Raw genomic sequence first — 13,099 nt, 5'->3', positions numbered from 1 at the left:
GCGATTATGGCACGCCAGATGGATACTGATAGACTGGCTCGATGGAACCGGGCGATGAGTCTCGCATGAGGCGCGGCAATCAGTCGGCGGGGCTGTCTTCGACTCCGCTCGGGCCAAGAAAGCCCCGCCCGACCAGCCAATCCACGGAGACGCGTCGGGGCCGCAGCACCATCGACACCGCGTGTCCACTGGACTGCCCCGATGCTTGCAGCCTGGCCGTCTCGGTCGAGGGCGGCCGGCTGGCCAAGATCGACGGCTCCTCGCGCAACAGGGTGACGCGCGGCTTCATCTGCGCCAAAGTGCGTCGCTTTGCAGAACGCGTCTCTCACGCTCGACGTCTGACCCATCCGGCGCGGCGAAAGGGCCCGAAGGGCCGAGGAGGATTCGAGCGCTTGGATTGGCGTGAGGCCCTCTCGACAATCGCGGCGCGGATCGAGGAGGTCCGTCGCGAGTGGGGCGGCGAAGCCATTCTCCCCTTCTCCTACGGCGGCTCGAACGGCCTCCTCACGCAAGACACGATCGACGGCGACCTGTTCGGCCGCCTCGGCGCATCGCGACTCGCGCGGACGGTCTGTGCTGCGCCTACCGGCGCCGCTCACGAAGCGATGTACGGCAAGATGCCTGGTGTCGCGTACGACGACTACATGCACGCACGGCTCATCGTGGTCTGGGGCGCGAACCCCTCCATCTCGAGCATTCACCTCGTGCCGTTCATTCGCGAGGCGCAGCGCCGCGGCGCGAAGCTCGTCGTCGTGGATCCGCGCCGCACGCAGCTCGCGCGGCACGCTGATCTGCACCTCGCCGTTCGGCCAGGCACGGATCTCCCGCTCGCGCTCGCGCTCATCCGCTATCTGTTCGAGACCGGCCGCGCAGACGACGCCTTCCTCCAGGCGAATGCGATCGGCGCCGACTCGCTTCGTGCCGCTGCTCGTGCATGGACCTTCGAGCAGGCGGCACGCGAGTGTAGTGTCGCAGCCGACCAGGTGGCTGCATTCGCGGAGCTGTACGCCACGATGTCTCCTGCCGTGATCCGTTGTGGTTGGGGGCTGGAGCGAAATCGCAATGGCGGGCACGCCGTGCTCGCTGTACTGACCCTGCCTGCGGTGGCCGGGAAGTTCGGCGTGCGCGGCGGCGGGTTCACGATGTCGAACTCTTCAGCCTGGGCGGTGGACCGCCAGCGCTGGGCGCACCAACCGGAGACCGACACGCGCATCGTCAACATGAACAAGCTCGGTCGTGCGTTGACCGAGTATCGGGACCCGCCCATCAAGCTGCTGTTCGTCTACAACTGCAATCCGCTGGCGACGATGCCAGACCAGAACCGCGTGCTCGAGGGACTGCTGCGCGAGGACCTCTTCACGATTGTCTTCGACCAAGTGCGCACGGATACCGCGGACTATGCCGACATGCTGCTGCCGGCGACGACGTTTCTCGAGCACTACGACATCGTGCCCGGGTACGGCTCCTACAGTCTTCAGTTGGTGCGCCCCATCGTCGAGGCGGCGGGCGAGGCGCGGACGAACCCGGAAGTGTTCGGTCAGCTAGCCGAGTGTCTCGGCTTTCACGCCGAAGAGTCGGAGGCGGAGACGTTGCTCCGCGTGGCCGCGGGCCTGCCGGAGGGCGTCAGAGACGCGTTGCTTGCCGACGAGGTCGTGAGCCCGCCTTGCGGCCTGAACCCGGTACAGTTCGTCGACCTCTTTCCGGCAACCGCGGACGGCAAGGTGAACCTCTTTCCCCGAGATCTCCGAAGTGCCGCACCCGACGGCCTGTATGCCTATCAGCCGGATCCCGGCACGCGCGAGTTCCCCCTCGCACTCATCTCGCCAGCCACCGAAAAAACGATCAGCTCGACTTTGGGTGAGCTGCAGCAAGACGTCTCGCGTCTGCTGATTCATCCCGCGGATGCGGATCCTCGCGGCATCGCGACCGACGACCCGATTCGCGTGTTCAACGGGCTTGGAGAGGTGCACTGCCTCGCCAAGGTCACCGACGAGATCACGCCGGGTACAGTCAGCCTGCCGAAAGGGCTCTGGCGGCACCACGTCCTGAATCACTCCACGGCCAACGCGCTGGTGCCCGACCAGTTGTCGGATCTCGGCGGCGGCGCCTGCTTCAACGACGCACGCGTCGAGATCGCGAAGCTGGCGAGCGTGGCGCTTGGAGACGAACGGCTCGCAGTCTGGGTGGCCTCGCAGGGTACGCGTCAGGTGTCGTAGGTCGGTATGTCGGAGGCATGCTCGGGCTCGAGCCACAATACCCCGTAGGGTCCCAGCGGCATCACGAGCGCTCCCCCGGCCGCGGTGACCTCGCGGCGCTTGATGATGTCCACCCACACGGATGGTCCGCCACCGACGAGCGCCAGCGGCAGGTGGAGGGTGAACGGTTGCGCTGTGACATTGTGGACGGCCACGAGCCGAGGGCGACCCCCGCGCCCACCGCGCACTAACAGGAACGCACGCTCGTCGACGTCGAGGACCTCCTGCGGCGAGTTGGGATGGAACGCCGCGTGCGCGATTCGGCGCTTGATGAGACGGCGAAACCTGGTCGCCGTTTTGTGGGCGGAGCTCTTGCGGTCGAGCAGCATCGCGTAGAGGCTGGCCTCGTCTATCGTCTTCCTGTTGATGCTGCGGGCCTCCCGTCCGGCAAGAATGGCCTCCGCATCGTTCTTCGCTCCGAAGAGCGCCGGCAAGTACACACCAGCAACGCCTCGAATGGCGAGTGCAATGGCGCGCGCACAGATGTAGCGATCGACTTGCAAGTCCACCGATTCGTCCACATCGTCACGATTCAGGGCGCTGTAGTAGCTGATGTTCAGCTCATAGGCGCTCTTGGTGCCGTCGCCATCGTCCTTGTAAGAGACAAGTCCCCCATGCTCCGTCGTCTTTTCCACGAGCGCGTTGATCTGGTCGGCAGTCAGCAAGCCTTGCGCACCGAGCAAGCCGATGCCATCGTGCGACGAGAGGAAGTTGAAGAATGCCGTGGTATCGGAGGGCGGTGCCAGCGTCTTCGCCCATGCGTTCAGCGTCTTGGTATTACCCGCGTGCAGGGTGTGCAAGAGCAGCGGTGGTAGCGCGAAGTTGTACACCATCTGCGCTTCGTTGGCGCCATCTCCGAAGTACGTCACATTATCCGCATGCGGCACGTTGGTCTCGCTGATGAGCGCGACGTGCGGTGCGACGATATCGAGGATTGCCCGAAACAGTTGCACGAGCGCATGCCCTTGCTGCAAATGGGCACAGCTCGTGCCGAGCTCGCGCCAGATGTAGGTCACCGCGTCGAGCCGAATGGCGTCGGCGCCCCGCATCACGTAGTGCAGTAGCACCTCGACGACGCGCTGCAGCACGCGCGGATTCTTGAAGTTCAGATCGACCTGGTCGGGGCTGAACGTCGTCCAGACGAAGCGCTGACCGTTGATGGTGCGGTACGGTGTGAGCAGGCTGGAGGTCCGCGGTCTGAGGATCAGGCCGAGATGGTCGTCGCTGATGGCGTCCTTCGTGGTGAATGCGACGAAGAACTCTTCGTACCCGGGACGTCCGTTGAGATATCGCTGGAACCAGCGGCTCTTGCTCGATGCATGGTTGAACACACCGTCGAACATGAGGCGGAAATTGCGCGAGAGGCGGTTGATATCGTCCCACTTGCCGAGCCTCGGATCCACCTCCTCGTAGTCGATGATGGAAAAGCCACGGTCCGACGAGTAAGGAAAGAACGGCAAGATGTGCACCATGTTGATGGTGCCGCGCATGAACCGCAGGAGGAAGTCGGAGAGGACTTGGAGCGGCGGGCGGCCTGGGCTCGTCAGCAGATCCCCGTAGGTGATCAACACGATGTCGCGCTCGTTGAAGCGCTCCCGGGGATCGAACTCGCGCTCCGCCTCGATCATCTCGGGCGTCTTGTGCGCGTAATGGACCTTCATCAAGCGGTCCAGCTCGACGAAGCATTCCTCGGCGCGTTGGCGACCGTAGAGAAACGTCAGGACATCGACAAGACGAGCACGTTGCTCGACCGTGAGCTGCAGCAGCGGGCGGGCGTAGTCAGGTCCTGAAAGATAAGGCAGCAGATGGAGTGGAGGCCGTTGATCGGCCTCCACGGCATCAGAGACCGCGACAGCCATCAACATTTAGGGTAACACAAGAATCAGGGCTCAGGGGCAGGGGTCAGGGTCGGATGGTAGGGCGCGTTCGCCGACTCGTCCGCCGTAGCGCGAAGCGCGAAGGCGTGAACGCGCCGTCACGGCCGCCTCGGCGAGGCGGCCCTACCTACGTATTGGGCTATCCTCTGAGATGATGAAGTCTGTCGCGCGCTGCCCTTGGGCGGGCACCGACCCCCTCTACATCGCCTATCACGACACCGAGTGGGGTGTGCCTCAACACGACGACCGCCACCTGTTCGAGATGCTGGTGCTAGAAGGTGCGCAGGCCGGCCTGAGCTGGATCACGATTCTGCGCAAGCGCCAGGCCTACAAGGCTGCGTTCGACAACTTCGATATTGCGACGGTGGCGTCGTACAAGCGGCGTAAACAGGCCGCCTTGCTGCGCGACGCGGGTATCGTGCGGAACCGCCTCAAGATCGAAGCCGCCATCAAGAACGCGGGCGTCGTTTTGACAATTATCGAGGAGCTCGGTAGCTTCGATGCGTATCTGTGGCGCTTCGTGGACGGTCGGCCGCGCGTCAACCGCTGGCGCTCGCTGGCGGACATTCCGGCGCAAACGTCGGAATCAGATGCACTCAGTCGTGACCTCCGGCAGCGAGGGTGCTCGTTCGTGGGCTCGACGATCTGCTATGCGTTCATGCAGGCGGTCGGTCTGGTCAATGACCATGTGATCACCTGCTTCCGGCACAGCGCGCTACGGCCGCCTCGAGGCCGCGCCGGAAGCCTTCAGGGCTTGTAACGGACGGCACAGTGGAGACCGCGTCGTAACAGCCAGGAAAACTGCCGCCAAAGAGGGCGGAGCGGCTCCCGAGCAAACCCAACCATCACCTGCCTTCGGTCGTCTAAGACGCAAGCTCCGGTGTCTAATCAGCCAAGGGCTTGCCCCTTGTTCTCCCTCAGTTCGCGCGGATCCCCCCGGGGGGAACAGAACCCCTCGGATGAGTGGGTGTATCTGCTCGACGCCATGTCTCGTTGTTATGGCGTTGGAACGCAGTAGGTGGCTATGACTGTCCGCTTTCGCACAGCCAGATCGTTTCTTAGCTCTGCAGTTATTACCGCCCTCGCGGCTGGATGTTCCGGCGCGCGCGCCGTGGAGCCGGCCGCTGGCGGGCATGGCGGCAGGACCAGTGTCGTGACACGCAAAGATGTCGTCCAGACGGTTCGCCTGCACGGGCTCGTCGAAGCGGTGGAGTCCACGCCCATCGCAACACCACGGCTCTCGGGTGCGCAAAGCGGTGGCCTCGTCATCACACGTCTGATGGCCAATGGCGCGCGTGTCGAGCCTGGGGACATTCTCGTCGAGTTCGATCGTCAGGAGCAGATCAATGCGGCGCTCGAGAAGCGGGCGGAATGGCAGGATCTGGTCGCGCAAATCGAGAAGAAGAAGGCGGAGCAGGCGGAGCTGCGAGCGAAGGACCTGACCGAGCTGGAAAACGCCAAGAACGCGGCGGAGACGGCTCGGCTCGAGACGCTCAAGAACGAGATGCTGCCGGTCATCGAGATCGAGAAGAATACGAACGCGTTCGAAGCCGCCCAAGCGCGCCATGAGCAGCTGCAGGAAAGCCTTGCCTTGAAGCGCCAAGCGGCGCAGGCGGAGCTGAAGATGCTGGAGGTCCAGCGCGATCGGGCCACGGCGGAGTTTCGCCAGGCCGAAGAGAACGCCGAGCGCATGATTGTGGCGTCCCCGATGGACGGCCTCGTGGTGCTCAAGACCAACTGGCGAGGCGGTGGAATGAGCGACATCCAGGAGGGTGACGAGATGTGGCCCGGACGACCGGTGATGCAGGTCGTCAATCCCAAGCAGATGCGTGTCCGCGTGAGGGTGAATCAGGGCGACCTCCCGGGCTTGCGCAGGGGGCTCGCGGCCCGGATCGAGCTCGATGCGTTCCCAGGCCATACATATCCGGGACGGCTGGAGCGCCTCGCACCGGTCGGCCTGACCAGCACGCTCTCGACAGCCGTGCGATCGTACGTGGCCGTGTTCGCACTCGATCAGCCAGATCGGCGCGTGGCTCCAGATCTCTCTGCAGCGGTCGATGTCGAGGTTGCACGCTGGCGGCAAGCCCTGAGCGTCCCGCGCAGCGCGATTCGGCGAGCAGGATCGGCGGGCTACGAGATCGCGGTGGCAACCGGCGAGGGGGCCATCGACTGGCGTCCGGTCGAGGTGACGGCATTGACTGACATGGAAGCCGTGATTGGCGAGGGTGTCACGGCCGACGATAGGGTGGTGATGACGCCGCCCAGCGAAGGAGCATCGGAGTGAGGCGGCGTTGGCCACGCAGATGTCTAGGCATCCTCGCGGTCGGGAGTCTGATCGCGGTTGCTTCAGCGCGATGCAGCAGCTCGTCTGCCGACGTCATTCGCGCCACTGTCCCGACCGCGGAAGTGAAGCGGGGTGAGTTCGCGGATCGCATGACACTCAGGGGCGAGATTTCGCCGATCCGGTCTCTCGTGCTGAACGCGCCATCCCGAGCCGGCGAGCTCCAAATCATCAAGCTTGCGCCCAACGGCAGTCCGGTCAAGAAAGGCGATGTTGTCGTGGAGTTCGACGTCAGCACCGTCCGGCGTACGCTCGATGAAAAACGCTCGGAGCTGAAGCAAGCGCGTGCGGAGATCGAGAGGGCCCGCGCGCAGGGTAGCATCGCCGAGGAGGAGAGCTTGACCACGCAGCTCGGCGCCAACTACAACGTCGAGCGGTCGCGCCTCGACGTCGAGACGAGCGACGTCCTGTCACGGATCGAGAGCGAGCAGAACAAGCTGAAGCTGGCGGACGCCGAACAGCTGTTAGATGAGGCCACGGTGAGCGTCGAATCCGATCACGCGACAACCGAGGCCGACGTCAAGGCGCTGCAGCAAAAGCAAACGAAGGTCGAAGCGGATGTCTCCCTGGCGGAGCACAATCTCTCTGCCCTGACGCTGCGTGCGCCGACCGATGGCATCGTCTCCATCCAGCCGAACTATCGCGCTTCCAGCCCCGGCAGCGGTGGTGCGCGCGAGTTCCGTCCTGGTGACAGTGCCTGGTCAGGCGCGGCCATCGTCACCTTGCCGGATCTCTCCGAGGTCACGGTGTTGGCGCGCATCGACGAGAGTGATCGCAGCCGTCTCTCCGAGGGCCTGCGGGCGATGGTCCGGGTCGAGGCATTGCCCGGCGTAGAGCTTCCGGGACGCATTAGCCAGCTCAGCACGCTTGCGAAGCCGGAGATCACGGGCACCTGGCCGCCGCCGCGACGGTTCGACGTCACGATCCTGCTCGAGAAGGTGGACCCTCGGTTGCGGCCCGGCATGTCGGCGACCGCGCGCCTGATCATCGACCGCGCGCCCAAGGCGCTGATCATCCCGACCGACGCGCTCTTCCAGCGCGACGGCCAACCGACGGTCTACGTGCAAACGTCCGACGGATTCGTCAGGCGTCACGTACGCGTCGCACGGCGCGGCCAGGAAATCGTCGCGATCGCCTCCGGCGTATCGGCAGGAGAACGCGTCGCGCTACGAGCACCTGACCAGAACAGCGGAACAGGAGGGGGCCAATGAGCCCGAGACGGCGACAACGCCTCGTGTGGCTGCTGGCGGGAACCGCAGGCTTGGTCGTCGTCGCGAGCGCCGTCACCGCCGGGCTTGGGAAGCTCCGCTCGCGCAGCACCGAGATCCCGTTCGCGCCTGCCGAGCGAAGCTCGCTCGATCAAACCGTGCACCTGAAGGGCGAGCTCCGTACGACCAAGTCGACGATGATCCAGGCGCCTCCCGTTCCGGGAACGATGCGGATCCTATCGCTGCTGCCAACGGGCACTGCAGTGCAGAAGGGAGACCTCGTACTGAGCTTCGATACCGCCGACCAGGAGTATCAGTTGGGGCAGGCGCAATCGCAGCTGCGTGAAGCGGAGTATGAAATCGACAAGCTGGAGGCGGACAACGCCGTGCAAGCGGCAAAGGACGAGGTCGATTTGTTGAGCGCGCGCTACGACGTCCGGGCGGCGGAGCTGGATATCCGCGGGAACGAGCTCGTTGGCAAGGTCGAGGCGCGCAAGAACGAGCTCACTCTCGAAGAGGCGGGCCGCAAGCTGGAAGAGCTCGAACGGAATGTCCGTGAGCGCTCGACTACGAGCCGCGCGGCGCTCGATGTCGCACGTGAGAAGCGCAACAAAGCGCTCATCGCCATCAAGGAGGCTGAGCGCAACATCGCGCAAATGACGATCGTCGCCCCGTTCGATGGGGTCCTGTCGGTGCTCGCGAATCGGGACGCCGCCGGTGGCATTTTCTACCCGGGCATTGTCCTGCCTGAGTACGCGGAGGGCGACATGGCCTCGCCGGGCCGTCCGATCGCGGAGCTGCTCGATGTGACGCAGCTCGAGGTTCTCGCCAAGGCGCCAGAGTCGGTTGGCGCGACCTTGGCGCCCAAGCAGCGCGCCAAGGTCTCCATCGACAGCCGCGGCGGACGGGCGTATCGGGCGCACGTGAAGACCGTTGGCGCGGTCGCAAGCCGCGGTAAGTGGTGGAACGCCGGCACCGCGCGTGAGTTCGACGTCACGCTCGAGCTCGAAGGAGAGCACACCGCGCTGAAGCCCGGGCAAACGCTCCGTGTGGAGGTCGCGGCTGCGCCGCTCGAAGACGTGGTACACGTCCCGCGCCAGGCAGTCTTCGATCAACGAGGTGCTTCTGTGGTCTACGTACGCAACGCTCGTGGCTTCGAGGCGCATGAGGTGAAGGTCGTGCGCCGTACGGAGACGCGGGCTGTGCTGGAGGGGCTAGAGGAGGGCCTGGAGGTCGCGTTGGTCAATCCCGAGGAGGCCCCCGCATCGCGAAACAGTCCCACCCCATCCACTCCCACCGCGCCCCTGGGGACATGATGAGCGACCGAGCCACACCGGTCGATAAATCGCGCACCACAGGGCTCACGCGCCTCGTGCCCGATTTGCGTCTTGGTCTCGAGAACCTGCGTCTCCACAAGCTGCGCTCGCTGCTCACGATGCTCGGCATGATCTGCGGCGTCGCCGCCGTCGTGTCGATGCTCTCGATCGGTGCCGGTGCGCAGCAGCATGTCCTCGAGTTCATCGAGAACCTCGGCGTACGCAACCTCATCGTCGAGGCGCGGGAGGCCGCCGACCAGGAAGAGTTCATCCAAGTGCGTCAGATCTCGCCCGGGCTCACATTTCGCGATGTGAGACTGATCGACGCAAACCTCGCAGGGGTTACGGCAATCTCGCCACGCAAACGGTTCACGCCATCCACCGTGTTGCCCAGGCCAGGGCGCGAGACACCTACCGTGTATGGCGTGCTTCCCGTGTATCGGCGTATCAGCAACCTCCGCATGGCATCGGGGCGCTTCTTCGACGAGGATGAAGCGACGCGCGCCTCGCCAGTCTGCGTGCTCGGCGAGGCGGTTGCGAGCGACCTCTTCGGCAGCCGCTCTGCGCTTGGCCAATTCGTGAAGATCCACGAACAGTGGTTCCGCGTGATCGGGGTCGCCGGACCGCAGCTCAGCGCTCCAGGCGAGGTCGCGGGCTTACCGTCAGAGGATAGAAACAACCTCATTTACGTGCCGCTTGCAGGAGCTATGCTCCGCCTCGAGGACAACAAGACCCGGATTCGCGACGAGATTGACGCCATCTACGTGCAGCTCCAATCGCCAGAACAGAGCCCGCGGGCGGCCGGCATCGTGCGTGGCCTCCTGAACGACTCGCACAAAGGCGCAGGCGACTTCTCCGTCTACGTGCCGGCACAGCTCCTGGCCGAGCAGCAGCGCACCCGCCGCATCTTCGAGATGGTCATGGTGGCCATTGCCTCGATCTCGTTGCTCGTGGGCGGCATCGGCATCATGAACATCATGCTCGCCAGTGTGCTCGAGCGCACCCGTGAGATTGGCGTCCGGCGCGCCGTGGGCGCACGCCGCAGCGAGATTGTCCGGCAGTTCCTCATGGAGGCGACGATCATCTCCTGCGCCGGCGGCCTGATCGGCGTCCTCGTCGGTTTTGGCCTCTCGGAGCTCGTCGCCTATTTCGCGGGCTGGACCACCATCATCACGCCAACCTCCGTGCTGCTCGCCTTCTTCGTGTCGCTCGTCGTCGGCTTGGTTTTTGGCGTCTACCCTGCGCGGACAGCGGCGCACCTCGACCCCGTCGAAGCGCTGCGTTACGAGTAGGATTCAGAGCTCAGAACGATAAGCGTCAGGGACCTCACGTCAGTTACAATCACGCTCGTCCATGCCACTCGTCGTCTTGGTCAGCTCGATGCTGGCCGTCATCCTGCTGATCGCACGCCTCCGGGTGCATGCGGTCCTCGCTTTGTTCCTCGGCGCGCTGTTCGTTGCGTTGTTCAGTCCCGGCGTACCCTTGGCCGACGCGGCGTCGGCCACCGCGACCGAGTTCGGTGTCGTGTGCGGCCGCATCGGGATCGTCATCGCTCTCGCGTCTGTCATCGGCTTTGCTCTCCAGCACAGCGGTGGCGCCGCGCGCATCAGCCAAGCCTTTCTGAGCCTGACCGGTGAGCGACGGGCGCATATGTCGCTCTGGGCCTCTGGCTACGTCCTGTCGGTGCCCGTTTTCTTCGATACCGTGTTCTTCCTCATGGCGCCCATCATCCGGGCGATGTACCGGCGCACCGGCCACAACTATCCGCTCTATCTCTGTGCAACGCTGGCGGGCGGCGCCGCCACACATGTCTTCGTGCCGCCGACGCCAGGGCCACTCGCCATGGGCGCCACATTGGGCGTCGACCTTGGCCTGCTCATCATCATGGGATCAGTGGTCGCCCTGGGCGGATCGATGGCCGGCGTGGCGTACGGCCACTGGATCAATCGGCGCTGGGATGGTGGGAATCCGCTCGCCACGGTCGACGCCACCGTCGACGCGGAGCCGGCGGCCGACCTGAGCCGCGCGCCCTCGACCGGCTACGCCTTTCTCCCGGTCGTCTTGCCCGTCGTCCTGATCGCGTCGCGCACCATCCTCACGACGCTCGAGCTGCAATTCCCCGGCGCCGAGCTCGTGGCCTTTCTCGGTGATCCAAATACGGCGCTGCTGTTGTCGGCTGTCCTGGCGCTCGACATGGCGCGGCGGACGCGTGGAATGACGATGAGCGACCTCGGCACGTTTTCAGAGGGCGCGCTGGCAACCGCCGGCACCATTATTCTGATCACCGCGGCGGGCGGCGCCTACGGGGCCATGCTCACCCGGGCGGGCGCGGGCGCCAGCCTGGCGGATGTCGCCGATGCGATGCACTTGCCGCTCTTGCTGCTAGCGTATCTGATGGCAGCCCTCCTCAAGGTGGCGCAGGGCTCGAGCACGGTGGCCATGATCACGACCGCTTCCGTACTGCAGGGTATTTACGCGTCAGGGATGAGCGGCCTGCCACATCCCGTGTACGCCACGTTGGCCATCTCGGGTGGCTCGCTGGTGGTGTCGTGGATGAACGACAGCGGCTTCTGGGTGATCTCGCGCATGGCGCGTCTCTCGGAGCGCGATACCTTCAGGCTGTGGACACCGGTGGCGGCGATTACGGGCACCGTCGGTTTTCTGATTGTGGTCGTCCTGAGCTGGCTCGTGCCGCTGCGACCGTAGCGCCTGCTCCAGTCTCGGCAAAAGCGTCGCAGCAACGGTAGCGGAGGTCATCGTGGTGGATCCCATCTCACGTCAGGAATTTCTTCAGCGAACCGCGATGGCCGGCGTGAGCCTCTTGGTCGCGTCGATAAGTGATGTGGCCACGGCTCAGCGCCGGGCCATACGCGTCGGGGTCATCGGCTGTGGGAGCGTCTCATCACAATATTTGCCACATCTGTCCAAGTCGCCTCATGTCGAGCTCGTGAGCACGTGCGACATCATCTACGAGCGAGCGCAACATCGCGCCGCCGAGTATCGCGTTCCGAATCACTATCCCCATGTGGATGAAATGTTGGCCGGCGCGCCGTTCGATCTGTTCGTGAACCTGACCGATATGCAGGAACACGGCAGCCTCAACAGGCTGGCCTTGCTTGCGAGCAAACATGTCTGGAGCGAAAAGCCACTGGCCAACAGCTACGAGGAAGGCAAGGATCTGTTGGACCTCGCGCATAGCCGGAAGCTTCGCATCTGGGGCGCGCCCGCCGTGGTCAACAGCCCGCAGTTTGCCTTCATGGCGGCGACCATCCGCGAGGGCAAGCTAGGGAGAGTTTCCAGCGCGCATGCGCACTATGGTCATCTGGGGCCCACGTGGTCGGCATTCTTCTATGAAAAGGGCGGCGGCAGCTTGCCCGATCTCGGCGTCTACAATCTCGCCACGCTGACAGGCTTACTGGGCCCTGCCCGTGCTGTGATGGCGATGACCGCCATCGTCACCCCCGAGCGAACGGTCGACAACAAGGGAAAGATACGCGTCGAAGCCGAAGACAATGCGATGCTGCTGATGGATCATGGTGATGGCCTCATCTCCCACGTGCAGTGTGGTTTCAATTACTTCGATCCGTACGGTCACGGCGGCCAGGGACAAGAGGGCCACACCATTACCGTATGGGGCACCCGTGGGAACATGGGCCTCGTCGGCTACGACTGGGCGCCATTTGGCGTGGATCTCGCCACGATCGATCACGAAAAGCCACAACGCTTCGCGCCCGATCCCGGCTCGTACGTGTGGCAGCAAGGTGCGACAGTCGTCGCCGAAGCCTTGCTCACGGGACGCGAGCCGTCGATTGCCGTCGAGCACGCGCTCCACGTGCTCGAGATCATCGAAGCTGCGCGCGCATCGGCGAACAGCGGAAAGAAGATCGGGTTACGTTCGGGCTTCAAGTGGCCGATGGTGTGAGGAATGGGGACAGACCTTTTCTCGTCTGCTGCCTTACTCCTCACATAAAAGGCCCGTCCTCTTCTTCCTTGGTGTGATCCCGATCTCGGTCGTTGACACCCAACGCTCGCCCGCCTATACTAAATCGTTTGAACACGCAGTAGGTTCATCCGTCGCAGAGCGTCGCGCTTGGTGCGTTCA

At 64.3% G+C, this 13,099-nt stretch carries 9 protein-coding genes; 8 read left to right on the top strand and 1 reads right to left on the bottom strand.

Going from position 1 to position 13,099, the window contains the following annotated elements:
- The first annotated feature begins 41 nt into the window (after positions 1–41).
- Positions 42–2,216, top strand: coding sequence for a molybdopterin-dependent oxidoreductase (locus GEV06_00385; protein ID MPZ16361.1), 2,175 nt, complete (start codon positions 42–44; stop codon positions 2,214–2,216).
- Here the strand turns inward: GEV06_00385 and GEV06_00380 are convergent.
- Positions 2,204–4,114 (bottom strand): sugar phosphorylase, encoded by a 1,911-nt coding sequence (locus GEV06_00380; protein ID MPZ16360.1) that lies wholly within the window; start codon positions 4,112–4,114, stop codon positions 2,204–2,206. The genes GEV06_00385 and GEV06_00380 overlap by 13 nt on opposite strands.
- Before the next feature lie 172 nt (positions 4,115–4,286).
- On the opposite strand from GEV06_00380, the gene tag reads away from it, so the two are divergent.
- The 7 genes from tag (at position 4,287) to GEV06_00345 (ending at position 12,919) form a co-directional block, all read left to right on the top strand.
- On the top strand, positions 4,287–4,892 hold the full coding sequence (gene tag / locus GEV06_00375) for a DNA-3-methyladenine glycosylase I (protein MPZ16359.1): 606 nt from the start codon (positions 4,287–4,289) through the stop codon (positions 4,890–4,892).
- Between the two features lie 264 nt (positions 4,893–5,156).
- Entirely contained in the window at positions 5,157–6,416 is a 1,260-nt protein-coding gene (locus GEV06_00370; protein MPZ16358.1) for an HlyD family efflux transporter periplasmic adaptor subunit, read from the top strand.
- Positions 6,413–7,684: an HlyD family efflux transporter periplasmic adaptor subunit gene (locus GEV06_00365; protein ID MPZ16357.1), complete on the top strand. Its 1,272-nt coding sequence runs from the start codon at positions 6,413–6,415 to the stop codon at positions 7,682–7,684. Before GEV06_00370 ends, GEV06_00365 begins: the two co-directional genes overlap by 4 nt.
- The gene (locus GEV06_00360; protein MPZ16356.1) at positions 7,681–8,997 is read left to right on the top strand and encodes an HlyD family efflux transporter periplasmic adaptor subunit; all 1,317 of its coding nucleotides are present in this window, start codon (positions 7,681–7,683) and stop codon (positions 8,995–8,997) included. The genes GEV06_00365 and GEV06_00360 overlap by 4 nt, the downstream gene beginning before the upstream one ends.
- Positions 8,997–10,289, top strand: coding sequence for an FtsX-like permease family protein (locus tag GEV06_00355; protein MPZ16355.1), 1,293 nt, complete (start codon positions 8,997–8,999; stop codon positions 10,287–10,289). The genes GEV06_00360 and GEV06_00355 overlap by 1 nt, the downstream gene beginning before the upstream one ends.
- A 61-nt stretch (positions 10,290–10,350) precedes the next feature.
- Positions 10,351–11,703: a GntP family permease gene (locus GEV06_00350; GenBank protein ID MPZ16354.1), complete on the top strand. Its 1,353-nt coding sequence runs from the start codon at positions 10,351–10,353 to the stop codon at positions 11,701–11,703.
- 97 nt (positions 11,704–11,800) lie between these two features.
- Positions 11,801–12,919: a gfo/Idh/MocA family oxidoreductase gene (locus GEV06_00345; GenBank protein MPZ16353.1), complete on the top strand. Its 1,119-nt coding sequence runs from the start codon at positions 11,801–11,803 to the stop codon at positions 12,917–12,919.
- The last annotated feature ends 180 nt before the right edge of the window (positions 12,920–13,099 follow it).

It is taken from the genome of Luteitalea sp. (assembly GCA_009377605.1).
Classification (GTDB): domain Bacteria; phylum Acidobacteriota; class Vicinamibacteria; order Vicinamibacterales; family Vicinamibacteraceae; genus WHTT01.
Note: the sequence above shows the minus strand (reverse complement) of the source record. Positions and strands in the feature narration are given on the sequence as shown.